This window comes from Microbacterium resistens, assembly GCF_021172025.1.
Lineage (GTDB): Bacteria > Actinomycetota > Actinomycetes > Actinomycetales > Microbacteriaceae > Microbacterium > Microbacterium resistens.
Genome location: NZ_CP082781.1, coordinates 78299 through 102198 on the forward strand (window position 1 = coordinate 78299; position 23900 = coordinate 102198).

The following is a 23900-nucleotide window of genomic DNA, read 5'->3' on the forward strand; positions in this document are numbered from 1 at the left end:
GGGAGAGCATGAAACAGGTCGCATTCGGGACGGGGACGGCCCCTGCGGTGATCGCGGGGATGATGCGGATCGCCGACAAGACGGACGCGCAGATCCGCGAGCTGTACGCCGCGGCGCGGGAGTCCGGCATCGACTTCTTCGACCACGCCGACATCTACGGCGGCGAGATGCACGCCTGCGAGCGGCGTTTCGCCGAGGCGCTGCGGCTGAGCCCCGCCGAGCGCGACGAGATCACGATCCAGACCAAGTGCGGCATCGTTCCGCAGCAGGGGATGTTCGACTTCTCGGCGGAGCACATCCTGCGCCAGGTCGACGGCTCGCTGCGCGCCCTCGGCACGGACCGACTGGACGTGCTCCTGCTGCACCGCCCCGATGCGCTCGTCGAGCCGGACGAGGTGGCCCGCGCGTTCGACCAGCTCGAGGCCTCCGGCAAGGTGCGCGCGTTCGGCGTCTCCAACCACACGCCGCGTCAGATCGACCTGTTGCGCACGGCGGTGCGTCAGCGCTTCGTCGCGAACCAGCTGCAGCTGTCTCTCGTGCACGCGCCGATCATCGCGCAGCCGGTCGCCGCGAACATGGCGGGTGTCGAGCAGAGTACCGTGATCGACGGCGGGGGGATCGTCGAGTACTGCCGGATCGAGGGGATCGCGATCCAGGCCTGGTCCCCGTTCCAGGCGGGCTTCTTCACCGGGGTCTTCCTCGGCCACCCCGAGTACGCGGAGCTGAACGCCGTCATCGATCGGCTGGCCGCCGCGCACGGCGTCACGCCGACGGGCATCGCGACGGCCTGGATCGCCCGCCACCCGGGCGGCTTCCAGACGGTGCTCGGGACGACGACGCCGCAGCGGGTGCGGGATGCGGCCGCGGGCGCCGACGTCGTGCTCAGCCGCGCCGAGTGGTACGAGCTCTTCCGCGCCGCCGGCCACCTCCTGCCCTGACACCCCCGTCCACCGCCGCCTCGGCCCCGCGTGGGGTCAGGCGGACCCGTGGGATCAGGCGGATGGGCGCGTGGGGTGCCTGTTCTGGTGCGTGTGCCTGATCTGGCGGGGCGTGTGTGTGCTGCGTTGCTGCCGCGTGGGATCAGGCGGACGCGCGGGATCAGGCGGATGGGGGCGTGGGATGCCTGTTCTGGCGCGAATGCCTGATCCGGCCGGGGGTTCCTCGGGGATGCGGGCGGCGCGGCTAGGCTGAGGGCATGGCGGTCCTCTTCTCGCTGTTGGTGCTCGCGCTCATGATCGGGGCGCTGATCGACATCATCACGCGCGAGGACGGGCAGGTGAAGCACCTGCCGAAGGTGTTCTGGATCATCCTCGTGGTCATCCTGCCGCTCGCCGGGAGCATCATCTGGTTCCTCGTCGGGCGCGAGTACGGCGACTCCGGCGTCCGCATCCCGCGGATGCGCGGCGAACGGCGCGGCCCGGCCGCGCCCGCGGCGCCGTCGGTCCCGCCGGCGCCGGTCGACACCCGGACGACGGAGCAGCAGATCGCCGACCTCGACCGCGAGATCGAGGAGTGGCGCCTGCGCGCGGAGATCGAGCGGCGCCGCCGCGAGTCCGGCGACGGGACGCCCTCGGACGGGAACGGCTCGGGCTCGTGAGCGCCCTGCCGCCCCAGCGTCCTCGCGCCGTGATCGGCGGCGGCAGCGGATACCTCGGCACCGCGCTGCGCGACGCCCTCCGCGTCGACGGGTACGAGGTCCGCACCATCGGCCGCTCCGGAACGGCCGATGCCCGATGGTCGGACCCGGACTCCCTCCGCCGCGTCGTGGACGGGGCGGAGCTCGTCATCGGCCTCGCCGGGAAGCGCGTGGACTGCCGCTACACGGACCGCAACCGCGAGGAGATCCTCCGCTCGCGGGTGGAGACGACCCGGGCGCTGCGCCGGGCCATCGCCGACGCCGCGCAGCCGCCCGCCGTGTGGATGAACGGAAGCTCGGCGACCGCCTACCGCTACGCGCTGGACCGCCCGCAGACCGAGGCCGACGACTCCCTCGACACCGGCTTCTCACCCGACGTCACCAGGGCGTGGGAGGCGGCGCTGTTCGAGGGCGAGCTGCCGGGGACCCGACGGATCGCCCTGCGCACCTCCCTGGTGCTCGGTCGCGACGCGCCGGTGATGACCATGCTCCTGCGGCTGGCCCGTCTCGGGGCGGGCGGCCCGCAGATCGACGGGTGGTGGTTCCCGCACCGCCGCTACCGCGGGATCGGACCGGAGCCGACCGAGCCGGCTCCGCCCGGATACGTCCGCTCGCACGGGCGGCAGATGTTCAGCTGGATGCACGAAGCGGACTTCGTCGAGGCGATCCGTTTCCTGCGCGACCACGACGAGATCTCCGGCCCCGTGAACATGGCGGCCCCGCACGCCGTGGACAACCGCACCCTCATGCGCACGCTTCGTCGCGCCGTCCATGCCCCGTTCGGCATCCCCGCGTGGCGGTTCGTGCTGGAGCCGGGGATGTGGGTCCTGCGCACCGAGTCGGAGCTCGTGCTCAAGAGCCGGTGGGTGGCTCCCGGCGTGCTCGCCGACGCCGGGTTCCGCTTCCGCTACCCGCGGCTCGACGAGGCCGTGGCGGACATCACCCGCCGCTGACGTCCGCGGGCCGCGAGGGGCGGAAGAGGTCGATCAGCGCCCGGAGCCGATCCGTCATGTCGAGTCCCGGATCCAGCAGCCACTGGATCTGCAGCCCGTCCATGGCGGCGACGAGCAGGCTCGCCGCCGTGTCGGGGTTCAGGTCGCCGCGGAGGAGGCCGGCCTCCTGCCCGCGCGCGATCCGCCGCCGGAAGCCCTCGGTCGTGCGGCGGTAGCGTTCCGTGAAGTACGCCCGTCGATCCGTGTCGGTGGTGTCCGCGGCGGCGAGGGCGGCGACGGTGGTGAAGAGGGCGACGAGCCCCGGCACGGTGGCGTTGTGGTCGACGAGGGCGAGGGACGCCCCGAAGCCGCCGTCGTCGTCGGCCGGGAACATCCGGCGGTTCACCTCGTCGCGGTGGCGCACGATCTCGAGCATCAGTCCCTCGCGGGAGCGGAAGTGGTGGAGCAGGCCCGGCTTGGAGCGCCCGACCTCGTCGGCGATGCGCTGGAGGGTCGCGGCGTCCCAGCCGTCCTCGGCGAGCACGCGGAGGGCGGCGTCGAGCACGTCGAGCCGGAACTGCTCGGTCTTGGCGTAGCTGCCGCGGCGTGCGCCGCCCTCGGGATCGGACATGGCGAAACTCTACCGTTGTTCCGGATTCGGGTGTAGCGTCGATGAAAACCGACCTCTGGTCGAGGTTCGGATATTCGACGACGAAGGCACCGGCATGACATCTCCCGAACTCTCCCTCCAGCTCTACACCGTGCGCGACGCCCTGTCCGCAGACCTTCCCGGAACCCTCGACCGCATCGCCGCGCTGGGTGTGCGCAACGTCGAGGCGTTCGGCTTCGTCGGCAACGCCGCGGCCCTCCGGGCGGCCTACGACGCCGCGGGGCTGACGGCACCGAGCGGCCACGCGAACTTCCTCTCCGACGAGCTGCGCTTCGGGGACGACGTGGTGACGGTGCCCCCGTTCACGTCGATCCTCGACGACGCCGCGACACTCGGCGTGGAGGTCCTGATCGACCCCATGGTGCTCGCTCCGCGCTGGTCGAGCGCCGACGAGGTCGCCAAGACCGCGGAGCGGCTGAACGGGCTGGTGGATGAGGCCGCGTCCCGCGGGATCCGGCTCGGCTACCACAACCACTCGCAGGAGTTCCATCACGACATCGACGGCGTCCCCGCGCTGGAGCACTTCGCCGGGCTCCTCGACGACCGCGTCGTCCTCGAGGTGGACGCGTTCTGGGCGGCGACCGGCGGGCAGGACGTCCCCGCTCTGCTCCGGCGCCTGGGCGACCGGGTCCGGCTCCTGCACATGAAGGACGGCGTGATCGGCGCCGATCCCTTCCGCGCGGACGACCCCACCGAGGTGACCCTCGATCAGCGCGTCGCGGGCGAGGGCGACCTCGACACGGGCGCGATCCTCGCCGCGGCCCCGGCCGCCGAGTACGCCGTCATCGAGTTCGACGTGTACGACGGCGACCTCTTCGACGCGATCGCGCGCAGCGCCGACGCCCTGCGCGCGGAGGGCGTGCGATGAGCGCCGGCCCCGTCGGAGTCGGCTTCATCGGCACCGGGATGATCAGCGACACGTACCTGGAGAACCTCACCTCCTTCCCGGACATCCGCGTGGTGATCCTCGGCGACATCGACACCGCGCGGGCGGCCGCGCAGGCGGCCACGCACGGGGTGGCCGAGAGCGGCACCCCGGAGCAGGTGCTCGCGCACCCGGACGTGGAGATCGTCGTCAACCTCACGATCCCCGCGGCGCACGTGCCGGTGAGCCTGGCGGCGATCGCCGCGGGCAAGCACGTGTGGAGCGAGAAGCCGATCGGGATCGACCGCGACGCGGCCCGGGAGCTGCTCGCCGCCGCCGACGCCGCCGGGCTACGCGTGGGGATCGCCCCGGACACCGTCCTCGGGCCCGGGCTCCAGACCGCTCGCCGCGCCATCGCGCGGGGTGACATCGGCACGCCCCTGTCGGCGCAGACGGCGATGCAGTACATCGGCCCGGACGTCTTCCACCCGAACCCCGACTTCCTCTTCGCCCGGGGTGCCGGACCCGTGATCGACATGGGCCCGTACTACGTCACGGCCCTGGTCAACGTGCTCGGCGCGGTGGCGAGCGTGGCGGCGGTCGGGCTGCGCGGTCGCGAGGTGCGGACGGTGCAGGTCGGGGACCGGGCCGGGGCGGAGTTCCCCGTGGAGGTGCCCACGCTCGTCCAGGCGATCGCCCGCTTCGAGCAGGGCGCCACCAGCCAGAGCGTGTTCAGCTTCGACTCGCCGCTGGGCCGGACGGGCCTCGTCGAGATCACCGGCACCGAGGGCACCATGGTGATCCCGGATCCCAACACGTTCGGCGGGGAGGTCCGGATCACGCCGGTGCCCACCCTCGCCGGGATGCGGAGCGAGCCGGAGTGGCGCACCGTCCCGCGGGTCGGCGTCGAGGCCGGTCGAGGCCTCGGCGTGCTGGACATGGCGAGGGCGATCCGGGGCGGTCTGCCGCACATCGCCACGGGCGAGCTCGGCTACCACGTCTTCGACACGCTGATGGCGATCGAGGAGTCGGTCGGAAGCGGGCGGTTCGTCGACGTGGAGAGCACCGTCGGCGAGATCCCGCTGGTGCCGGAGGACCGGGATCCGTTCGAGGCGACGCTGTGACGCGATCGAAGCTCTCCGGTATCGGGCTGCGCGCGGGGTTCCTCGGCACCGGGTTCATGGCGGCGGTGCACAGCCGTGCGGCGCGCGCCGCGGGGGCGGAGACCGCGGTGATCGCGGGCTCGCGTCCCGAGCGCGGTGCCGTGGCCGCCGGCGAGCTCGGCATCGCGGCGGCCGCCGCGGGCATCGAGGACCTGCTGGAGTCCTGCGACGTGGTGCACGTCTGCACGCCGAACGCGCGGCACGCGGAGCAGGCGCACGCCGCGATCGCGGCCGGGCGTCACGTCGTGTGCGAGAAGCCGCTGGCCACCACGGTCGAGGACGCCGAGGCGCTCGCCGCCGCCGTGACCGCCGCCGGGCTCGTCGGCGCCGTCCCGTTCGTCTACCGCTACCACCCGATGGTGCGCCGCGCCCGGGAGATCGTGGCCTCCGGGGAGGCGGGCGCCATCCTCACGATCGACGGCGCGTACCTCCAGGACTGGATGCTCCGGGCCACCGACACGAACTGGCGGGCCGACGCGGCCGCGGGCGGGGCGTCCCGTGCCTTCGCGGACATCGGCTCGCACCTGTGCGACCTCGTCGAGTTCGTGACCGGGGACCGCATCGTCGCGCTCAGCGCGCGGACCCGGACCGTGTTCGGCGAGCGCGGGGGCGCGAGCGTGGCGAACGAGGACATCGCCGCGGTGGTGGCGCAGTTCGCCGGCGGAGCCCTCGCCACCCTCCTGGTGAGCCAGATGGCCCCGGGCCGCAAGAACGGGCTCGTCATCGAGCTGCATGGGACCTCGTCCTCCGTGCGCTTCGAGCAGGAGGACCCGGAGCGCCTGTGGATCGGGGAGGAGAACGGTTCCCGGCTCATCCGTCGCGAACCCGGGATGCCCGGCGACCGAGGGCTGTCGCTCGTCCCGTCCGGTCATCCGATGGGCTATCAGGACGCCTTCGATGCGTTCGTGGCGGACGTGTACGCCGCCGTGCGCGGCGCGGAGCCGGACGGCCTGCCGACGTTCGCGGACGGCCTCCGCGCCGCCGTCGTCACCGCCGCCGTCCTGGAGTCCGCCGCCGGCGGCGGGCGCTGGGTCACGCTCGCGCCGGCCGCATCCGGCAGCACCACCACGGACACCGACACCGAGGACACCGACACCGAGGAGAAGTCATGACCACGCACCCGGTCACCCTGTTCACCGGCCAGTGGGCCGACCTGCCGTTCGAGGAGGTCGCGCGCCTCGCCGCCTCCTGGGGGTACGACGGCCTGGAGATCGCCGCGTCCGGCGACCACCTCGACCTCCAGCGCGCCGATGAGGACGACGCGTACGTCGCGTCCCGGAAGGAGATCCTGGATCGCCACGGCCTGACCGTCTTCGCCCTGTCCAACCACCTCGCGGGCCAGGCGGTCTGCGATGCGCCCATCGACTTCCGCCACCGCGCCATCCTTCGCGAGTACGTGTGGGGAGACGGCGACGCCGAGGGGGTGCGGCAGCGTGCCGCCGAGGACATGAAGCGCGCGGCCCGGGTCGCCCGCAAGCTCGGCGTGGACACGGTGGTGGGCTTCACGGGCTCGTCGATCTGGCCGTACGTGGCGATGTTCCCGCCGGTCGGGGCAGAGGTGATCGAGGCGGGCTTCGAGGACTTCGCCTCCCGGTGGAACCCGATCCTGGACGTGTTCGACGGCGAGGGCGTGCGGTTCGCCCACGAAGTCCACCCGGGCGAGATCGCCTACGACTACTGGAGCTCCGTGCGGGCGCTGGAGGCGATCGAGCACCGCGAGGCGTTCGGCTTCAACTGGGATCCGTCGCACATGATGTGGCAGAACATCGATCCGGTGGGGTTCATCGTCGACTTCGCGGACCGGATCTACCACGTCGACTGCAAGGACACCCGGATGCGCCCGCACAACGGCCGCGCCGGCGTGCTCGGCTCGCACCTGCCCTGGGGCGACCCGCGCCGCGGCTGGGACTTCGTCTCGACCGGGCATGGGGACGTGCCGTGGGAGGACGCGTTCCGGGCCCTGGACGCGATCGGCTACGCCGGGCCGATCTCGATCGAGTGGGAGGACGCCGGGATGGACCGGCTGCACGGCGCCGCCGAAGCGGTGACGTTCGTGCGATCCCTGCTGTGGCCGAAGCCCGCCGCCTCCTTCGACGCCGCGTTCTCGAACCAGTAGCCCGGGTCCGCCGCGTCCCGTGCGGTCACGCGGCCCGGACCGCCTCCTCGATGTCGGTGTGCCGGAACCGGTAGCCGGCGTCGAGGAGGCGATCGGGCCGCACCCAGCGGCTCTTCAGGACGAGCTCGGTCTCCGTGCGCATCGCCCAGGCGCCGATCTCCAGCGCCGCACGAGGCAGGGGCGGGCCGATCCGTGCGCCCACGGAGCGGCGCACCGCCGCCATGAACGTCCGATTGTCCACCGGCGTCGGGGACGAGGCGTTGACCGGGCCCTCCAGCTCCGGGTGAGCCTCCAGGAAGTCCAGGACCCCCGCGATGTCGTCGATGTGGATCCAGCTGAACCGCTGCCGCCCCCGCCGGGCGCCGGGGGCATGCCCTGTGCCGGCCGCACGACGCGCGGCGCCGATCGGCCAACGCCCGTCCCACTGCGCGCCACCGAGCCCGAGGCGGGCCAGTCGGCGCAGCGGCCCGAGGACGCCGCCGTCGCCGAGGACGATGGCGGTGCGCAGCGCCACGCGGCGGGTTCCGGGCAGATGGCCGTCGAACAGCGCCCGTTCCCAGGCTCGGGCGACCTCGACCGAGAAACCCGTTCCCAGCTCCCCGGTGGCCTCGGTCATCGGGCGGTCCTCGGCGTGGCGGTAGATCGTCGCCGTCGAGGAGTTCACCCACAGCGGCGGCGGTGCGTCCGAACGGCGGATCGCCGCCGCAAGCTCCGCGGTGGTGTCCAGCCGGGATTGGAGGATCTCCGCGCGGTTCGCGGCGTCATACCGGCAGTTCACGCTCTTGCCGGCCAGCCCGACGACGAGCGCGGCGCCGTCCACGGCCTGAGTGATCCCATCCCGGTCGCCCCAGGACAGATCGGCTCGGGACGAGGCGGCTCCGCGGCGGGAGATCGTGACGACCTCGCGGCCTTGCGCACGGTACCGGCGCGTCAGGTGCGTGCCGAGGAAGCCGCCCGCCCCACCGATCACCACGCGGTCGGAGGTCATCGTCGCGGCCCGGTCAACTCTCCCGGAGGCGGACGAGGCGCTCGTGCCCGTCCTCGGACAGCTCCGCCAGGTCGCCCCGCGACTTCAGGAAGTCGGAGAACGACCGGTAGCCGAGGGCCTTCTCACTGAACGACGGGTCCATGCGGCGCATCTGGGTCTTCACCGCGGAGCTGTGGAGCCATTCGTCGGCGTCGCCCTTGTCGTGTCCCAGACGCAGCGCCCGCTCCAGCGTCTTGGTCGCCTGGTCCTGGTCGGTGAGCGCGGGCGGGTCGGCGGGAGCGGGCGCCGTCTTGGCGGCGGGCGCCGTCTTGCCTCCGGTTGCCGGCGCCGCGGCCTTGGTCCTGGCGGTGCGCTTGGGCTCCGCCTTCGGCTCCTGCTTCGGCTCCGGCTGCGGCCGGGCGACGCCCGGGAGGGAGTCGTAGGCCTCGAACTCGTCGCACGCGGCCGCGAGGGACTTGGCGGTGGAGCCGGCCACGCCGATCCCGATCACGTAGCGGCCCAGGCGCTTGCACCGCTGCGCGAGCGGCACGTAGTCCGAGTCGCCCGCCACGATCACGACGTGGGTGAGCCCGGGCAGCCGGAACATGTCCTCGACGGCGTCGACGGCCAGGCGGATGTCCGCGCCGTTCTTCGCGTACGCCGCGGCGGGGAACAGCTGGACGAGGTCCACGGCCCGCGCGACGAGCTGCGAGCGGTAGTCGGCGTTGACGGGGGAGGACCAGTCCGCGTACGCGCGGGTGAGCACGAGCGTGCCGAAGGAGGAGGCGTAGTCGATGATCGCCCCGACGTCGATCGCCGCGCGGGACAGCCTCTCGGCGACCTCGGCGTCGTTCGGGTCTTCCAGGATCCGTTGCCGGTCCTTGTTGTACGCGTTGCGCCCGTGGACCCGGTCGTACCAGGAGATGACGATGTTGTCGAAGTCCAGGTAGACGGCGACGCGGGTGTCCTGGGGCTCGGCCATGGGGTGCTCCTACGCGGTCTCGGAGGGGTATCGGACGCCGATCTGGGCGCGGATCTCGTCGAGGCACGCCATGATGGCCACGCTCTCGGCGACGGGGAGGAGGTCGCTGTCGAGGGTGCCCTCGGTGACGAAGCGCTCCGCGGCGCGTGCCTGGAACTGCATGCCGCGGCCGTCGACGGCGCCGTCGAACTCCTCGATCACGGTCCCGTCGGTGGCGGTGACGCGGAAGGTGGTCGGCGCGTACCAGACGCGGTCGATCTCGATCCGCGCCTTCGTGCCGACGATCGCGGCGGCGTTGGCACCGGCGCCGCGCGAGGACGACAGCGTCGTCGACACCGCTCCGCCCCCGTGGGTCATCACGGTGGCGACCTCGGCATCGGCGCCGTTGTCCAGAAGCCGTCCGACGGCCTTCACCGCGGTCGGCGCCCCGAGGACGTCCCACACGAACGAGATCGGGTAGATCCCGAGATCCAGGAGCGCGCCGCCGCCGAGCTCCAGCGCGTTGATCCGGTGGGCGGGGTCCGTCGGCAGGGACTGGGTGTGGTCCGCGGACACGGCGCGGATCTCCCCGAGCGTTCCCGCGGCGATGATCTCGCGGATCCGGGCCATGTGCGGCAGGTACCGCGTCCACATCGCCTCCATGACGAGCAGGCCCTTCTCCGCCGCGAGGGCGCGCAGCCCTTCCGCCTCGGCGGCGTTCACCGTGAACGCCTTCTCGACGAGGGCGTGCTTGCCGTGCTCCAGGGCGAGGCGGGCGTCGGCCGCGTGCATCGGATGCGGTGTCGCGACGTAGACGATGTCCACGTCGGGATCGGCCGCCAGCGCTTCGTACGAGCCGTGTGCCCGCGGGATGCCGAAACGGGCGGCGAAGGCGTCGGCGGAGTCCTGCGAGCGGGATCCCACGGCGACGAGGTCCAGGCCCGCGGTGCGCAGGTCGGCGGCGAAGGCGGCGGCGATGCCGCCCGTGGCGAGGATGCCCCAACGAAGACCGGTCATGCATCCCAGCGTAGGGGCTGAGACAATGGAGCATGGCCGACTCCCTCCCCGGTTCCCCGCTGATCTCCGCCGTCGAGCTGCGTAAGCTCCTCGCCGCGGACGCCCCGGTCCGCCTGCTCGACGTGCGCTACCGCCTCGGGCACGACGACGGCCGGGAGCGCTACGCGGAGGGGCATCTGCCCGGGGCCGTGTTCGTGGACCTGGAACGCGAGCTCGCCGCGCACGGGGATCCCCGCGACGGGCGTCATCCGCTGCCGGAGGACGCGGATCTCGCGGAGGCCGTGCGCCGCTGGGGCGTGCGCGCCGAGGAGAGCGTCGTCGTCTACGACGACTCCCGCTCCCTCCCCGCCTCGCGGGCCTGGTGGGCGCTCACCCGCGCGGGACTCCGGGACGTCCGGGTGCTCGACGGCGGCCTGTCCGCGTGGCGGGCGATCGGCGGAGAGACGGAGCGGGGCGAGGTGATCCCCGCCCCCGGGGACGTCGAGCTGGGATCGCCCGGCACGGCCGACGTGCTCGACACCGATCAGGTCGCCCTCTGGACCGGCGTGCTCCTGGACGCCCGGGCCCCGGAGCGGTACCGCGGGGAGACCGAGCCCATCGACCCGGTCGCCGGGCACATCCCGGGCGCGCGGAACCTGCCGATCGCCGAGGTGCTCACCGAGGACGGGCGCTTCCGCGAGCCCGAGGAGATCGCGGACGCGTTCGAGGTCGCCGGCGCCGGGGAGAACATCCCGATCGCCGCCTACTGCGGCTCCGGGGTGACCGCCGCGCAGCTGGCACTCGCCGGCGCGCTCATCGGGCGCGAGGTCACGCTGTACCCGGGCTCGTGGAGCGCGTGGTCGAACACGCCCGGACTTCCCGTGGCCACGGGCGCGGACCCGGCGGAGGACGATCCGCTCGAGGGCTGATCGGCGCGGCATCGCGATTCGACACACGCTCGCCCGGGCGCGGCGTTTCGTCTCGTCGCTGCGCTCCTCGCTCAACGACCGGGGCGGCGGCTGTCGGCGGCACGGTGCCGGGTCAGAGCTCGGCGATGACCTCGCGCAGCACGTCGGGGTCGTACCAAGGGATCTCGCCCCCGGCGAGGGCGTGGTAGCGCTCGTGGCCCTTCCCGAGGATCACGACGGTGTCGTCGGGGCGTGCCATCCGCACGGCCGCGGACATGGCCTCGCGCCGGTCGCCGATCTCCACGATCTCGGCGGACGACGAGCGAGCGCCGTCGATGAGCGCCGCGCGGATCTCGGCGGGATCGTCGTCGTACGGGTTGTCGTCGGTGACGATGAGCACGTCGGCCGTCATCGCCGCGAAGCGGCCCATCATGCGCCGCTTGGCGGTGTCGCGATTGCCGTTCGCGCCGAGCACCGCGATGATCCGTCCCTGCGGGGAGGTGGTGCGGACGGCCCGCAGTGCCGCGGCGACCGCCTCCGGCTTGTGGGCGGAGTCGACGATCGCCGTGAAATCCTGCCCGAAGTCGAAGCGCTGGAGGCGCCCTTCGACGCTGGCGAGCTCGGCGATCCCGGCGGCCATGTCGGCGAGGGAGCGCCCGTCCTCGGCCAGCGCGGCGACCGCGGCGAGGATGTTGTTGACGTTGAAGGCTCCGGTGAGCTGCGTGCGGAACGGCACGGCCTCACCCTCGGGCGAGCGGACGAGGAAGCTCGATCCGTCCGCGCGGAGCCGGATGTCCTCCGCGCGCCAGTCGGCGTCGGCGCCGGCGGCGGAGGCCGTGCGCACGGGGACGGTCGCCTGCGTGGCGAGCACGCGACCCCAGTGGGAATCGACGTCCACGATCCCGACCTTCGCGTGCTCCGGGGTGAGCAGCAGGGCCTTGGCAGCGAAGTAGTCGGCCTGGGTGGGATGGTAGTCGCGGTGGTCGTGGCCGAGGTTGAGGAAGATGCCCGCGTCGAAGGCGAAGCCGTCCACGCGGCCCTGCACGAGCGCGTGACTGGACGCCTCGACCGCCACCGTCGTCAGTCCCTGCTCGCGCATCACGGCGAACAGCGCCTGCAGCTCCGGGGCCTCCGGCGTCGTGAGCGTCGGCGGGAAGAGGACGTCGTGGATGGTCGTGCCGATGGATCCGATCGTGCCCGCCGAGTCCATCCCGGCGGCGGCCGCGACGTAGAACGCCGTGGTCGTCTTCCCCTGGGTGCCGGTGATGCCGACGGTGGTGAGGGCGTCGGCGGGGGAGCGGTAGAGGTGCACGGCGGCGGGCCCGACGGCACGGCGGGGATCCTCGACCACGAGGGTCGGCAGGGCGCCGTCGACGAGCGCGGCCCCCTCCACGTCCGTGAGGACGGCCGCCGCACCGGCCTGGAGCGCTCGATCGACGAAACGAGCCCCGTGCGCGCTCGCCCCGCGCAGAGCGACGAACAGGTCGCCGGGCCGCACGGCGTCGGTGGCGAGCGCCATACCGGTGAAGGCCGTGGCCGGGCTCACCGGGGCGGGGACGATCTGGCTCGTCGCGGTGCGCAGCACGCCGGCGAGGTCGCCGAGCGTCGAGGAGAACCGCTCGACGGGGCGGGAGTCGAGGCGAGGCGTGGCGTAGCTGGAGGCGGAGGGCATGACCTCCTGAGTCTACCGGCGCGTCCGCGCCCCGACCGGCGCGGCGTGCAGGCGCCGGAGTCTCACGACGCGCGCATGAACGCGGCGGCGGCGTCGACCAGGTCGTCGTCGGGCCGGACGCCGGTGTAGAGCACGAACTGCTCCAGCGCCTGGAGCGTGGCGACCTCGGCGCCGGTGATGATCCTCTTGCCCGCGGCACGGCCCACGGAGATCAGCGGGGTCTCCGCGGGGAGGGCGACCACGTCGAACACGGTCGCCGCGGCGTCGACGGCGGACTCGGGGAAGGACAGCGTGTGCTCCTCCAGGCCGCCCGCCATGCCGATCGGGGTGATGTTGACGAGGATGTCGGCGGTGCGCTCGCCGAGGTCCGGCGCCCAGGCGAAGCCGTACAGGTCCGCCAGCGCGCGGCCCGCGCCCTCGGAGCGGGCGACGATCGTCACCGCGCGGAAGCCGGCGTCCCGGAACGCCGCCGCCGTCGCCTTCGCCATGCCGCCCGAGCCGCGCAGGAGCACGGTGGCGGCCGGATCCAGGCCGTTGCGCGCGATCAGGGTCGCGATGGCCGAGTAGTCGGTGTTGTACGCCGTGAGGACGCCGTCGTCGTTGACGATCGTGTTGACCGAGTCGATCGCCGAGGCGGAGGCGTCCATCCGGTCCACGAGGGCGATCACGTCCTCCTTGTACGGCATCGAGATCGCGCAGCCGCGGATGCCCAGCCCGCGCACCCCCGCGATCGCCTGCGCGAGGTCCGTGGGCGCGAAGGCCTTGTAGATCCAGTTCATCCCCAGCTCCTCATAGAGGAAGTTGTGGAAGCGCGTCCCGTTGTTGCTCGGCCGTGCGGACAGCGAGATGCACAGCGTCATGTCCTTGTTCAGGATGGGCATGCGCCCAGGCTACCCGCGCCGTCCCGCCGTCGTCGTCGCGGGCCGCTCACCGACCCCTCTCCCGATTGTAAAGTGATGCGTTACGCGATACGATCGGATCGTGATCGTGAGCTTTCGGCACAAGGGGCTCGAACAGCTCTACCGCACGGGCTCGAAACGAGGAGTGCAACCCGCGCACGCGCCCAAACTGACGCGCATCCTCGGGCTCTTGGATGTGGCACGTGAGCCGGCGGACGTCGCTATCCCGGGATTTCGACTGCATGAGCTCCGCGGCGATCTGACCGGGCACTGGTCAATCTGGGTGAACGGCAACTGGCGGGTGACGTTCCGGTTCCTCGGCGACGACGTGGAGCTCGTCGATTACCAGGACTATCACTGATCGGAAGAGTGGAAGGAGCGTCGGGATGATGAAGGTTCCCCCGCACCCGGGCGAGATCCTGGGCGAGGACGTGATCGGCGAGTTGGGACTGACCGTTGCGGATGCGGCTGCCCGGCTGGGCGTGTCGCGCGTGACCCTCAGCCGTGTCATCCATGGTCACGCGGGGATCAGCCCGAACCTCGCTGTCCGCCTGGAGCGCGCCGGTGTCGGCACGGCGCGGGCGTGGTTGGCGCTGCAGTCGCAGTACGACCTCGCCCGTGAGCTCGCCCGCGGCGGTCACCAGGTCACCCGGCTCGGCGTCGCGTGAACGCCGAGGGCTCGCGCGCGTCGTCCCGCGGGCGCCGCTGCCTCGGGCAATGACGGACGTGCGGGCCGAACCGAGGTCCGCGCCGTCCCGCCGGCGTCGTCGCGGGCCGCTCACCGACCGGCGGCGAGGGCGTGATCCAGATCGGCGATGAGGTCGGCGGGGTCCTCGATGCCGATCGAGAGCCGGAGCGTCGTGGCGCCGATCCCCGCCGCGGCGCGCTGTTCGGCGTTCAGGTGCGAATGGGTCATGGACGCCGGGTGGGCGACGAGACTGCGTGCGTCGCCGATGTTCGCCACCAGGCGGATGACGCGCAGCGCGTCCACGACCTCCTCGACCCGGCGTCGGTCCCCGTCCGGCGTGCCGGTGGGGGCGAGGTCGATGGAGAAGACCGACGGAACGCCGCGCGGGAGGTAGCGCTCGGCGAGCGCGTGCCAGCGGTTGTCCGCCAGCCCGGGGTGATGCACCGCGGCGACGGCCGGGTGCGCGGCCAGGTGCTCGGCGATCCGCAGCGCGGAGGCCGACTGACGGGAGACGCGCAGATCGAGGGTCTCGATCCCGAGGAGGATCTGGTGCGCGTTGAACGGGGAGAGGGACGGGCCCAGGTCGTGCACGTACTTCGACTTCACCAGGGTCGCGAACGCGAACCCCGGGCCGAACCGGTCCCACAGCACGAGGTCGCCGAACCGGGCGTACGGTGCGGTGAACTGCGGCCACCTCTGCGGCTCCGCGCCGAAGTCGAAGCTGCCGAGGTCGACGGCCACGCCGCCGAGCGACGTGCCGTGCCCGCTGAGGAACTTCGTGGCGGAGTGCACCACGAAGTCCGCGCCGTGCTCGCCCGGGCGGATCAGGTACGGCGTCCCGACGGTGTTGTCGATGACGAGCGGGACGCCGGCCGCGTGGGCGATGTCGGCGACCGCCCGGATGTCGAGGACCTGCGCGATGGGATTCGCGACGGACTCGGCGAAGAACACCCGCGTCTCCGGGGTGACGGCGGCGCGCCAGGCCTCGGGGTCGTCCTGGTCGACGAACGTGACCCCGATCCCGAAGTCGTCGAACGTCTCCTGCAGGAGGTCGACCGAGCCGCCGTAGAGCTGGTGCGCGGCGACGATGTGCCCGCGGCGTCCGGCCAGTGCGAGGAGGGTGACGGCGACGGCGGCCTGCCCCGAGGCGACCGCGACCGCCGAGACCCCGCCCTCGAGCGACGCGACGCGCTCCTCGAGGAGCTGCTGAGTGGGGCTGGCGTTGCGGCTGTAAATGTTGCCGACCCGGCGCAGGGCGAAGAGATCCGCCGCTTCGGCCAGGGAGGAGAACTCGTAGGCCGCCGACTGGTACAGCGGGGGCACGGCGGTGTTCTGCGCCTGGCCGGGGACGTATCCGGCCTGGATCTGCCGCGTGGCGAAGCGCGTCCCGGGCTCGGTCCCGGTGCCGTCGGTGTCGGTGGTCACGGCGCTATCCTCCCGCGCCGTGTCCGCGGACCCCGAGACGTGTGTCGAACTGTTGCACCGTCGGGCGCCCACCGCGGTCGGTCCGGCCGGGTGGATCCCTCGCCCTGGGATCAGGGGATGAGGATGATCTTGCCCCGGGCGGCGTGCGCCTCGACGAGCCGGTGCGCCTCGGCGGCCTCGGCGAGCGGGAGCTCGGGGCCGAACTCGACGGAGAACTGGTCGTCGGCGATCAGCGCGATCGTCTCCGCGAGGGCCTCCGCGCGCCACGCCTGCTCCCGCTCGGTGAGGGGGACCGGGCTTCCTCCGCTGAACGCGCGGATGCCGAACGAGGCGGCGTCCGGACCGCGCACGATGGTCGCGATCCGGTCCCGGTCCGCGACCAGGGCCAGGGACGTCTCGATCGCCTCGTCGGTGCCGGCGTTGTCCATCGCCACGGTCGGTGCGGTGAGCCCCGCCTCGGCGAGGGCGGCGCGGACGCGGTCCTCGAGTCCGTCCCCGTAGGCGACGGGGATCGCCCCCAGCTCGCGCAGGCGCTCGTGCGTGGCGGGGCTGCCGGTGGCGACGACCGATGCGCCCCACGCGACGGCGAACTGGATCGCCGCCTGGCCGACGGCGCCGGACCCGGCGTGCAGCAGGAGGACGTCGCCGGATCCCACGCCGAGCGACTTCAGCGACTGGTAGGCGGTGCCGGCGGGGATGCCGAGGGCGGCACCCTCGGCGGCGGTGACCGCGTCCGGAAGGGCTGCGAGATGAGCGACGGGCACGACGAGCGTGCTCGCGTAGGTGCCCAGCGTCTCGCGGATCGCGACCCGGTCGCCCACGGCGTACTCCGTCACGCCGTCGCCGACGGCCGACACCGTGCCGGCCCCGTCGAAGCCGACCCGCCGCGGCGCCGTGAGCGGAGGCAGCGGCCGCACGCCGCCGCGCTGCTTCGCATCGATCGGGTTGACCCCGGCGGCCTCGATCCGCACCACGACCTCGCCCGCTCCGGGCTCCGGCTCCGGGATCTCGACGAGGGTCAGGACATCCGGTCCGCCGATGGCGGAGTGCACGATCGCGTGAGCCATGACGCCAGGCTAACGCGGGTTCGGGGCGCGTTCGCCGGATTCGGGGCTCGTCGTGGGGGAGATCGACCCCCGATCCCGCCCCGAAACCAGAACCGGGATCAGCGGGACGCGAGCGCCTTCGCGATGCGCTGCGGGGACACGGGCTGCGCGGTGCCGAGTCGCTGGGCGAAGACGCTCACGCGGTACTCCTCCAGCAGCCAGCGCACCTCGACGAGCGCGTCCGGTGCGCCGGGGGAGAGCGGGATCGTCCCGCCCGCGTCGGTGTAGAGCGCCGCCACGCGCTCGTACTCCGTCATGCGCGCGCGGTCCTTGCCCGGGGCCTCCGCGAGGGTCTTCAGCCGGTCGAGCATGGCCTCCAGGTACCTCGGCAGGTGCGTGAGCCGGTCGACGCCGGTGGACGAGACGAAGCCCGGCGGGAGAAGGCCCGCGAGCTGGGTGCGGACGTCGTTCAGCGGGCCGAGCAGCGCGAGGGAGTTCTGCTGCTTGATCGCGCGCTCGACGTCCCGCGAGCGGGTGAGGATCCGCGCGACCAGCGAGACGCAGGCGAACAGGCGGTCGACGATGGCCGAGGAGACAACGTCGCGGACCCGCGCGAACTCCTCCGCGGTCCGGACGACGCCGGATCCCTCCGCGCCGCCCGTCCCGGTCGCCTCGTCGATCAGCGCGCGCACGACGGCGGCACGGCAGTCCTCGATCAGGGCGGCGACGGACGCGTACGGCGAGGCGGCCAGCGCGAGCTTCTCGGCGCTGGTGAGATGCTCCTGCACGTACGAGACCGGCGAGGGCACCGCGAGCAGGACGAGGCGGAGGACCCCGTCACGGGTGGCGGCGAGGGCGGCGTCGGCGGTCGCCTCGACGCGCACCGCCACGCTCTTGCCCTCGTCGACCAGCGCCGGGTAGCCGCGGACGACCCCGCCGGCCACACGCGTGTCCAGGACCTCCGGCAGCGCGCCCCCGACGGCCTCCGCGACCCCGTCCCAGGTGCCGATCCCCGATCGCTCGATCCCCGCACGCGCGCCGGGTCCCGCCGGTCCCGCCTCGGCGACGCGGGCGGCCCCGGCGGGACCCGCGGCCTTGGCGACCGAGCGGGCGACGCTGCTGCGGGAACGGTCGGCGAGGCGGGACTGCAGCTCGCCCAGGTCCCGGCCGGATCCGACCACGCGACCGCGCTCGTCCACGGCGCGGAAGTTCATCCGCAGGTGGCCGGGAACGCGGTCCTGGTCGAAGTCCGCCGTCGAGACCGGCTGGTTCGCCAGCGGCTGCACGAGCTTCGCGAGCGCCTCGGTGAGGCTCCGTTCGGGGAGGCCGCCGTGGTGCTCCGGACCGCTCGCCGCGAGCTCCTGGCCGAAGCGATCCGCCCAGTCGGCGGCGGGGACGACGTGACGGCGGATCGCCTTCGGGAGGGCGCGCAGCAGAGCGGTCACCAGCTCGGCGCGCAGGCCGGGGACCTGCCAGTCGAACCCCGTGTCGCGGATCTGCTGGAGCAGGGCCAGCGGGATCACCACGCTCACGCCGTCGTCGAGCGCCCCGGGCTCGAAGCGGTACGCCAGTCCCAGCACCTGGTCGCCCTGCGTCCAGCGGGTCGGGAACTCGCCCTGGTCGGCGCGTCCGTCGTCGTCGAGCAGGTCGCCCTCGCGCATGACGAGCAGCTTCGGCGTCGTCGCGAGCGCCTCGCGCCACCAGGACTCGAAGGAGCGGACGTCGAAGACCTCTGCCGGGATCCGCTCGTCGTAGAAGCGGAAGACGGCCTCGTCCCCGGCGAGGATGTCCCGACGCCGCTCGCGCTCCTCGAGCTTCTCCAGCCGGCGCCGCAGCTCCGCGTTGCTCCGCCAGAACGCGCTCACCCGCTTGTCGAGGCGGGACGGATCCCACTCGCCGTCGACGAGGGCGTGGCGCACGAACAGCTCCCGCGCGCCGGCGCGGTCGATGCGGGCGAACTGCACGCGCCGGCGCGGGATGATCTCGACCCCGAACAGGGTCACCTTCTCGAACGCGACGGCGGACCCGGCGTCCTTGGACCAGTGCGGCTCGGAGACCTGACGCTTGGCGAGGTCCCCGGCCAGGCTCTCGGCCCACGCCGGGTCGATCGCCGCCACCGTCCGGGCGAAGGTCCGCGACGTCTCCACCACCTCGGCGGCCATGACCGCCTGCGGCGACTTCTTTCGCAGCGCCGAGCCGGGGAAGATCGAGAACCGGATGCCGCGCGCGCCGCGGTACTCCGCGATCCTCCGGCGCTGCTCCTTGGACGGGGTCTTGGCCGGCCCCTTGGCGGCCGTGCGCTCGTCCAGGACCCCGATCTGCGAGAGGAGCCCCGCCAGCAGCGCGCGGTGCACGGCGTCCGGATCGGCGGTGCCCGTGGCGTCCGTGGACTCCTCTTTGCGGTCCCGCGGCAGGAGGGAGCGCAGCTGACGGTGCACGTCGAACCACTCCCGTACGCGGACGTAGTTCAGGTGCTCGCTGCGGCACAGCCGCCGGAACGCGCTGGACCCGAGCGCGCGCTGCTGCTCGCGCAGGTGGTTCCAGAGGTTGAGGAGGGTCAGGAAGTCGCTCGTCGGGTCCGCGAACCGGGCGTGCGCGCGGTCGGCCTCGTCCCGAACCCCCTGCGGCGCCTCGGCCGAGGGGCGCTCGCGGACGTCCTGGATCGACATCCCCGCGACGATGGCGAGCACGTCGCGCGACACCCGCGGGCCGGCGGACCGTGCTTCCACCAGCATCCGGGCGAAGCGCGGATCGATCGGCATGCGGGCGATCTCGCGCCCGATGCGGGTCAGCCGCGGCGCGTCCTCGGCTCCCCGGCCGGACGGCGCCGACACGGCGCCGAGCTCGACCAGCAGGTCGAACGCGGCGCGGACGCCTCGCGCGTCGGGAGGGGTGAGGAAGGGGAAACGGGCGATGTCGCCGAACCCCAGGCTCAGCATCTGCAGGACGACGGAGGCGAGGGAGGTGCGCAGGATCTCCGGCTCCGTGTACTCCGGTCGCCGCGCGTAGTCGTCCTCGCTGTAGAGGCGGATCGCGATGCCGGAGCTCGTGCGGCCCGCGCGGCCGGAGCGCTGCGCGGCCGAGGCCTGGGAGATCGCCTCGATCGGGAGGCGCTGCACCTTCGAGCGGTTGCTGTAGCGCGAGATGCGGGCGGTCCCGGTGTCCACGACGTACTTGATGCCGGGGACGGTGAGGCTCGTCTCGGCGACGTTGGTGGCGAGGATCACGCGGCGACGGAGCCCGGCGACCGAGGAGCGTTCGAACACCCGGTGCTGCTCCGCGGCGGACAGGCGGCCGTAGAGCGGCAGGACCTCGGTGGGGGCGCGGTCGCCGGCGTACGCGGCGCGCACGGCGTCGGCCGCGTCACGGATCTCGGCCTCGCCCGGAAGGAACACGAGCACGTCCCCGGGGGCCTCGCGGTCCAGCTCGCGCAGCGCCGAGACGATCGCGGACACCTCGTCGGCCGGTTCTCCGGCCGGTGCGCTCGCCCCCTCGGCGTCGTCCACCAGCGGCCGGTAGCGGATCTCCACCGGGAAGGTCCGGCCGGAGACCTCGATCACCGGCGCGGGCGTCGGCTCGCCCCCCGGCTCCGCGGGAGGGGCGGCGAAATGCCGTGCGAAGCTCTCCGGGTCGATGGTCGCGGAGGTGATGACGACCTTCAGATCCGGGCGCTCCGGGAGGATCCTGTGCAGGTACCCGAGGAGGAAGTCGACGTTGAGGGAGCGTTCGTGCGCCTCGTCGATGATGATCGTGTCGTACCGGCGCAGCAGCCGGTCGCGGTGGATCTCGTTGAGGAGGATCCCGTCCGTCATCAGCGCGATCCGCGTGTCGGCGGACACCTGGTCGGTGAAGCGGACCTTGTAGCCGACGAGGCCGCCGAGCTCCACGTCCAGCTCCTCCGCCACGCGCTCCGCGATCGTGCGGGCGGCGAGCCGCCGCGGCTGGGTGTGCGCGATGCGCTCGCGCCCCAGCTCCAGGCAGATCTTCGGCAGCTGCGTCGTCTTGCCCGATCCGGTGGCGCCTGCGACCACGACCACCTGGTGGTCGCGGATGGCAGCGGCGATCTCGTCGCGCGCCGCGCTGACCGGCAGCTCCGGCGGGTACGTGATCACGGGAAGGGGCGCAGACATAGCCCTCCAGCCTATCGCGCCGTGCTCCGCGCCCGCCGGAGCCGTCACATGAGCGCGGGGTCCGCGTCGTTGACTCGCAAACAACTTTGCGTTACAAAGTTAACGACGTCGGATTCCCGACGTCGGATCGGAGGACGCCGAGATGTCGGAGAACGACGAGGGCGACGCCCCGCTCAGCCCGGAGCGGATGCTCGCGCTGCTGGAGGACCAGCAGCGCACCGTGACGGGCCGGATGGCGGCGTTCGTGCCGTGGATCCTGGCGAGCTGGGGAGTGGCCTGGCTGGCGGGCTTCCTCGTGCTCTGGTCCGATGCGAGCGGGCGGCCGGCCGGGCAGCCGCCGTCCGCCGTCGCCGCGATCGTGTTCGCCGCGCTCCTCGTCGCCGCCGGGGCGGCCTCCGCGGTCCTGGGCGTGCGGTCCGGGCGGGGGACGCGAGGAACCCGCGAGTCGGCCGTGATCGGGATCGTCTACGGCAACCTGTGGTGGCTGGGGAGCCTCGCCGTCTGGGCGATCGGTCAGGCGCTGGTGCGCGCGGGCATGCCCGCGGACGCGCTCGGCACGTTCTATCCCGCCGTCTTCATCTTCTACGCGGGGATCATGTACGTGATGTCCGGGCTCATCTGGAAGGCCTATCCGATGATGGTCCTCGGGGTGTGGTCCGTGGTCGTGAGCGCCGTCGGGGCCTTCCTGCCCCCGCCGGCGCACTACCTGCTCTACGCGTTCGCCGGGGGAGGGGCGTTCCTGCTCGTCGCGCTCTGGAGCGCGTGGTGGGTGGGTCGGGCCCGACGCCGGGTGGCCGCCGCGGGAGCGCGCTGATGGACGACCTCGATCCGGTGATCCACGCCCAGGCGCGGCTGCGGATCGTCGCCGCGCTCGCGACGCTGGACCCGACGGACCAGATCACCTTCCCCCGGCTCCAGGAGCTGCTGGACATGACCGCCGGCAATCTGTCGACGCACCTGCGAAAGCTCGAGGATGCGGAGTACGTCACCGTCGACAAGACCCACCGCGGCCGCACGCCGGTCACCTACATCGCCCTGTCCCGGCGCGGTCGCCGCGCCTTCGAGGACTACACCGCGCGACTGCGCGAGCTGCTGGGAGGAGCATCATGAGCGCCACGTCAGCGGGGTCCCTCGCCTCGTTCGACCGGGTGACCCGCCGCTTCGGCACGATGACCGCCGTGGACGACGTGTCGCTCGAGATCCCGGAGGGACAGATCCTGGGGCTCCTCGGGCCCAACGGGGCCGGGAAGTCCACGATGCTGTCCCTGCTCCAGGGGCTGCGCCGCCCCACCTCGGGACGCGTCGCGTTGTTCGGAGGGAATCCCGCCGACCCGCGGACCCGGATGCGACTGGGATGCACGCCGCAGGAGACGGCGCTGCCGGAGACGCTGCGGGTGGGCGAGGTGCTCGACTTCGTCGGACGTCACTTCGAGGAGCGCGTGCCCACCGTGGAGCTCGCCGAGCAGTTCGGCTTCCGTGATCTGCTGCGGCGTCAGACCGGCGGGCTCTCGGGCGGGCAGAGGCGCCGGATCAGCGTCGCGCTCGCCTTCGTCGGCGCTCCGCGGCTCGTGCTCCTCGACGAGCCCACGACCGGCCTCGACGTCGACGCCCGGCGCGTGCTGTGGGAGGCGATCCGCGAACGCCATGCGCAGGGGGCGACGGTCGTCGTCACCAGCCACTACCTGGAGGAGGTCGAGGCGCTCGCCCAGCGCGTCGTGGTGGTCGACCGCGGGCGGCTCGTCGCGGACGACTCGCTGCACGGGGTGCTGGGACGCGTCGCCCGGTCCCGGGTGACCCTGCGCACGTCCGAGCCGGAGGCGGTCGCGGCGCTGGTCGAGGACGCCGCCGGCTCCCTGGACGCGGTGTCGGGGGAGCTGACCGTCATGGTCGGCGACGCCGACGGCTTCGTCCGCCGGCTCGTCGCGAGCGGGATCGACTTCTCGGGGCTCGGCGTGCGCGGGGCGACGCTGGAGGAGGCGTTCCTCGCCCTGACCACGCCGGCGGGCGCCGATCCGTCCTCGTTCCGGGCGGATCCCTCCTCGTCCAGGAAGGAGGGCGTCCGATGAGCGTCGCCTCGCTGACCGCCGTCCACGCCAAGTACAGCCTTCTGGAGACGCTGCGCGTACCGATCGCGGTGATCGGCACGATCGCGTTCCCCGCGCTCGCCCTGCTCTTCTTCATCGTCCCGAATCGGGCGGTCGCCGACGACCCGTCGTTCGCGACGCAGGCGATCGTGTCCATGGGGGTGTTCGCCGTGATGTCGAACGGATTGTTCTCCTTCGGGCTGACGATCGCGGAGAACCGGGCCAAGCCGTGGGATCCGTATCTGCGGACGCTGCCCGCTCCCGGGATCGCGCGGGTGCTCGCGCACGTCTTCTCGACCGGCGCTCTGGGGCTGCTGGCCCTCCTGCCCGTCGTCCTGATCGGCGCCGTGGCGACGAGGGCCGAGGTCGAGCCGTGGCGAGTGCTGGCCGGGCTCGCGGCCGTCGCGGTGTCGGCGTTGCCGTTCATGCTGATCGGCACCTGCATCGGCTACGCGATGTCGCAGAAGGCGGCCATCGCCGTGGTGCAGGTCGTGATGTTCGGGCTGGCGTTCGCGGGCGGACTGTTCCTGCCGCCGATCCTGTTCGCGGACTGGCTGGACGTGCTGTCGCGGTTCTTCCCGTCGCGTCAGGCCAGGGAGTTCGTGATCTGGGCCGTGCAGGGCGGGGACCTGCCCTGGTGGTCCTGGACGGGGATCCTCGTGTGGACCGCGGTGTTCCTCGCCCTCGCTCTGCTGCTGTTCCGCCGCGACGAGGGGCGCCGGTTCCGCTGAGTGGTGCCGCG

23 protein-coding genes are annotated in these 23900 nt (G+C 72.9%); 14 read left to right on the forward strand and 9 right to left on the reverse strand.

The window, feature by feature from the left end:
- Window positions 1–8: 8 nt before the first annotated feature.
- The 3 genes from K8F61_RS00360 to K8F61_RS00370 all read left to right on the forward strand — a co-directional run bounded on the left by K8F61_RS00360 (window position 9) and on the right by K8F61_RS00370 (window position 2589).
- Window positions 9–938, forward strand: a complete 930-nt coding sequence (locus K8F61_RS00360) for an aldo/keto reductase (protein WP_231820321.1) — start codon at window positions 9–11, stop codon at window positions 936–938.
- 257 nt (window positions 939–1195) lie between these two features.
- A complete protein-coding gene (locus K8F61_RS00365) occupies window positions 1196–1597 on the forward strand; it encodes a PLD nuclease N-terminal domain-containing protein (RefSeq protein ID WP_067249778.1) in 402 nt (133 codons plus the stop codon).
- Window positions 1594–2589: an epimerase gene (locus K8F61_RS00370; RefSeq protein WP_418888061.1), complete on the forward strand. Its 996-nt coding sequence runs from the start codon at window positions 1594–1596 to the stop codon at window positions 2587–2589. Before K8F61_RS00365 ends, K8F61_RS00370 begins: the two co-directional genes overlap by 4 nt.
- Here K8F61_RS00370 and K8F61_RS00375 read toward each other — a convergent pair.
- Complete coding sequence (locus K8F61_RS00375) at window positions 2576–3199, reverse strand: TetR/AcrR family transcriptional regulator (RefSeq protein ID WP_231820322.1); 624 nt, start codon at window positions 3197–3199, stop codon at window positions 2576–2578. The two genes, K8F61_RS00370 and K8F61_RS00375, sit on opposite strands and share 14 nt — an antisense overlap.
- A 94-nt stretch (window positions 3200–3293) precedes the next feature.
- On the opposite strand from K8F61_RS00375, the gene K8F61_RS00380 reads away from it, so the two are divergent.
- Genes K8F61_RS00380 through K8F61_RS00395 form a run of 4 tightly spaced genes read left to right on the forward strand, consistent with a single transcriptional unit; the run spans window position 3294 to window position 7382 of the window.
- Window positions 3294–4106: a sugar phosphate isomerase/epimerase family protein gene (locus K8F61_RS00380; RefSeq protein WP_231820323.1), complete on the forward strand. Its 813-nt coding sequence runs from the start codon at window positions 3294–3296 to the stop codon at window positions 4104–4106.
- Window positions 4103–5227 (forward strand): Gfo/Idh/MocA family protein, encoded by a 1125-nt coding sequence (locus tag K8F61_RS00385; RefSeq protein WP_231820324.1) that lies wholly within the window; start codon window positions 4103–4105, stop codon window positions 5225–5227. The genes K8F61_RS00380 and K8F61_RS00385 overlap by 4 nt, the downstream gene beginning before the upstream one ends.
- A gap of 56 nt (window positions 5228–5283) precedes the next feature.
- Window positions 5284–6378: a Gfo/Idh/MocA family protein gene (locus K8F61_RS00390; protein WP_418888093.1), complete on the forward strand. Its 1095-nt coding sequence runs from the start codon at window positions 5284–5286 to the stop codon at window positions 6376–6378.
- A complete protein-coding gene (locus K8F61_RS00395) occupies window positions 6375–7382 on the forward strand; it encodes a sugar phosphate isomerase/epimerase family protein (protein WP_418888062.1) in 1008 nt (335 codons plus the stop codon). Before K8F61_RS00390 ends, K8F61_RS00395 begins: the two co-directional genes overlap by 4 nt.
- Before the next feature lie 25 nt (window positions 7383–7407).
- Here K8F61_RS00395 and K8F61_RS00400 read toward each other — a convergent pair whose 3' ends face one another.
- Genes K8F61_RS00400 through K8F61_RS00410 form a run of 3 tightly spaced genes read right to left on the reverse strand, consistent with a single transcriptional unit; the run spans window position 7408 to window position 10327 of the window.
- The gene (locus K8F61_RS00400) at window positions 7408–8370 is read right to left on the reverse strand and encodes an epimerase (protein ID WP_231820326.1); all 963 of its coding nucleotides are present in this window, start codon (window positions 8368–8370) and stop codon (window positions 7408–7410) included.
- 13 nt (window positions 8371–8383) lie between these two features.
- Window positions 8384–9331 carry an NYN domain-containing protein gene (locus K8F61_RS00405; protein WP_231820327.1) on the reverse strand — a complete coding sequence of 316 codons (948 nt, stop codon included), beginning with the start codon at window positions 9329–9331 and terminating at the stop codon, window positions 8384–8386.
- A gap of 9 nt (window positions 9332–9340) precedes the next feature.
- A complete protein-coding gene (locus K8F61_RS00410) occupies window positions 9341–10327 on the reverse strand; it encodes a Gfo/Idh/MocA family protein (RefSeq protein WP_231820328.1) in 987 nt (328 codons plus the stop codon).
- Window positions 10328–10359: 32 nt separating this feature from the next.
- Between K8F61_RS00410 and K8F61_RS00415 the strand changes: the two genes are divergently transcribed.
- Window positions 10360–11235 carry a sulfurtransferase gene (locus tag K8F61_RS00415; RefSeq protein ID WP_231820329.1) on the forward strand — a complete coding sequence of 292 codons (876 nt, stop codon included), beginning with the start codon at window positions 10360–10362 and terminating at the stop codon, window positions 11233–11235.
- A gap of 112 nt (window positions 11236–11347) precedes the next feature.
- On the opposite strand, the gene K8F61_RS00420 is transcribed toward K8F61_RS00415, so the two are convergent.
- Window positions 11348–12886: a UDP-N-acetylmuramoyl-L-alanyl-D-glutamate--2,6-diaminopimelate ligase gene (locus K8F61_RS00420; protein ID WP_231820330.1), complete on the reverse strand. Its 1539-nt coding sequence runs from the start codon at window positions 12884–12886 to the stop codon at window positions 11348–11350.
- A 62-nt stretch (window positions 12887–12948) separates the two neighbouring features.
- The gene (locus K8F61_RS00425; protein WP_231820331.1) at window positions 12949–13767 is read right to left on the reverse strand and encodes a shikimate 5-dehydrogenase; all 819 of its coding nucleotides are present in this window, start codon (window positions 13765–13767) and stop codon (window positions 12949–12951) included.
- A gap of 100 nt (window positions 13768–13867) precedes the next feature.
- Between K8F61_RS00425 and K8F61_RS00430 the strand changes: the two genes are divergently transcribed.
- Together K8F61_RS00430 and K8F61_RS00435 are read left to right on the forward strand one after the other, a co-directional pair.
- Complete coding sequence (locus K8F61_RS00430) at window positions 13868–14146, forward strand: type II toxin-antitoxin system RelE/ParE family toxin (protein WP_067248317.1); 279 nt, start codon at window positions 13868–13870, stop codon at window positions 14144–14146.
- A gap of 25 nt (window positions 14147–14171) precedes the next feature.
- The gene (locus K8F61_RS00435) at window positions 14172–14453 is read left to right on the forward strand and encodes a HigA family addiction module antitoxin (protein ID WP_231820332.1); all 282 of its coding nucleotides are present in this window, start codon (window positions 14172–14174) and stop codon (window positions 14451–14453) included.
- Window positions 14454–14563: 110 nt separating this feature from the next.
- Here K8F61_RS00435 and K8F61_RS00440 read toward each other — a convergent pair whose 3' ends face one another.
- From K8F61_RS00440 to hrpA, 3 genes are all read right to left on the reverse strand, one after another.
- A complete protein-coding gene (locus tag K8F61_RS00440; protein WP_231820333.1) occupies window positions 14564–15898 on the reverse strand; it encodes an O-acetylhomoserine aminocarboxypropyltransferase/cysteine synthase family protein in 1335 nt (444 codons plus the stop codon).
- A 110-nt stretch (window positions 15899–16008) separates the two neighbouring features.
- Entirely contained in the window at window positions 16009–16965 is a 957-nt protein-coding gene (locus K8F61_RS00445; protein ID WP_231820334.1) for a quinone oxidoreductase family protein, read from the reverse strand.
- A gap of 98 nt (window positions 16966–17063) precedes the next feature.
- Entirely contained in the window at window positions 17064–21074 is a 4011-nt protein-coding gene (hrpA, locus tag K8F61_RS00450) for an ATP-dependent RNA helicase HrpA (protein ID WP_231820335.1), read from the reverse strand.
- Between the two features lie 142 nt (window positions 21075–21216).
- Here hrpA and K8F61_RS00455 point away from each other — a divergent pair, with 142 nt between their 5' ends.
- Genes K8F61_RS00455 through K8F61_RS00470 form a run of 4 tightly spaced genes read left to right on the forward strand, consistent with a single transcriptional unit; the run spans window position 21217 to window position 23889 of the window.
- Entirely contained in the window at window positions 21217–21888 is a 672-nt protein-coding gene (locus K8F61_RS00455; protein WP_231820336.1) for a hypothetical protein, read from the forward strand.
- On the forward strand, window positions 21888–22184 hold the full coding sequence (locus K8F61_RS00460; protein ID WP_067248338.1) for a transcriptional regulator: 297 nt from the start codon (window positions 21888–21890) through the stop codon (window positions 22182–22184). Before K8F61_RS00455 ends, K8F61_RS00460 begins: the two co-directional genes overlap by 1 nt.
- Entirely contained in the window at window positions 22181–23140 is a 960-nt protein-coding gene (locus K8F61_RS00465) for an ABC transporter ATP-binding protein (protein WP_231820337.1), read from the forward strand. The genes K8F61_RS00460 and K8F61_RS00465 overlap by 4 nt, the downstream gene beginning before the upstream one ends.
- Complete coding sequence (locus K8F61_RS00470; protein WP_231820338.1) at window positions 23137–23889, forward strand: ABC transporter permease; 753 nt, start codon at window positions 23137–23139, stop codon at window positions 23887–23889. Before K8F61_RS00465 ends, K8F61_RS00470 begins: the two co-directional genes overlap by 4 nt.
- Window positions 23890–23900: the final 11 nt, after the last annotated feature.

What these genes read in the sequence shown, in the direction of transcription:
- K8F61_RS00435 (WP_231820332.1), top strand. Translation starts at nt 14,172, where the DNA reads ATGATGAAGGTTCCCCCGCACCCGGGCGAGATCCTGGGCGAGGACGTG.
- K8F61_RS00390 (WP_418888093.1), top strand. Translation starts at nt 5,284, where the DNA reads ATGGCGGCGGTGCACAGCCGTGCGGCGCGCGCCGCGGGGGCGGAGACC.
- K8F61_RS00360 (WP_231820321.1), top strand. Translation starts at nt 9, where the DNA reads ATGAAACAGGTCGCATTCGGGACGGGGACGGCCCCTGCGGTGATCGCG.
- K8F61_RS00425 (WP_231820331.1), bottom strand. Translation starts at nt 13,767, where the DNA reads ATGCCCATCCTGAACAAGGACATGACGCTGTGCATCTCGCTGTCCGCA.
- K8F61_RS00445 (WP_231820334.1), bottom strand. Translation starts at nt 16,965, where the DNA reads ATGGCTCACGCGATCGTGCACTCCGCCATCGGCGGACCGGATGTCCTG.
- K8F61_RS00455 (WP_231820336.1), top strand. Translation starts at nt 21,217, where the DNA reads ATGTCGGAGAACGACGAGGGCGACGCCCCGCTCAGCCCGGAGCGGATG.
- K8F61_RS00375 (WP_231820322.1), bottom strand. Translation starts at nt 3,199, where the DNA reads ATGTCCGATCCCGAGGGCGGCGCACGCCGCGGCAGCTACGCCAAGACC.
- K8F61_RS00385 (WP_231820324.1), top strand. Translation starts at nt 4,103, where the DNA reads ATGAGCGCCGGCCCCGTCGGAGTCGGCTTCATCGGCACCGGGATGATC.
- K8F61_RS00365 (WP_067249778.1), top strand. Translation starts at nt 1,196, where the DNA reads ATGGCGGTCCTCTTCTCGCTGTTGGTGCTCGCGCTCATGATCGGGGCG.
- K8F61_RS00395 (WP_418888062.1), top strand. Translation starts at nt 6,375, where the DNA reads ATGACCACGCACCCGGTCACCCTGTTCACCGGCCAGTGGGCCGACCTG.
- K8F61_RS00400 (WP_231820326.1), bottom strand. Translation starts at nt 8,370, where the DNA reads ATGACCTCCGACCGCGTGGTGATCGGTGGGGCGGGCGGCTTCCTCGGC.
- K8F61_RS00460 (WP_067248338.1), top strand. Translation starts at nt 21,888, where the DNA reads ATGGACGACCTCGATCCGGTGATCCACGCCCAGGCGCGGCTGCGGATC.
- K8F61_RS00405 (WP_231820327.1), bottom strand. Translation starts at nt 9,331, where the DNA reads ATGGCCGAGCCCCAGGACACCCGCGTCGCCGTCTACCTGGACTTCGAC.
- K8F61_RS00470 (WP_231820338.1), top strand. Translation starts at nt 23,137, where the DNA reads ATGAGCGTCGCCTCGCTGACCGCCGTCCACGCCAAGTACAGCCTTCTG.
- K8F61_RS00380 (WP_231820323.1), top strand. Translation starts at nt 3,294, where the DNA reads ATGACATCTCCCGAACTCTCCCTCCAGCTCTACACCGTGCGCGACGCC.
- K8F61_RS00415 (WP_231820329.1), top strand. Translation starts at nt 10,360, where the DNA reads ATGGCCGACTCCCTCCCCGGTTCCCCGCTGATCTCCGCCGTCGAGCTG.
- K8F61_RS00420 (WP_231820330.1), bottom strand. Translation starts at nt 12,886, where the DNA reads ATGCCCTCCGCCTCCAGCTACGCCACGCCTCGCCTCGACTCCCGCCCC.
- hrpA (WP_231820335.1), bottom strand. Translation starts at nt 21,074, where the DNA reads ATGTCTGCGCCCCTTCCCGTGATCACGTACCCGCCGGAGCTGCCGGTC.
- K8F61_RS00410 (WP_231820328.1), bottom strand. Translation starts at nt 10,327, where the DNA reads ATGACCGGTCTTCGTTGGGGCATCCTCGCCACGGGCGGCATCGCCGCC.
- K8F61_RS00465 (WP_231820337.1), top strand. Translation starts at nt 22,181, where the DNA reads ATGAGCGCCACGTCAGCGGGGTCCCTCGCCTCGTTCGACCGGGTGACC.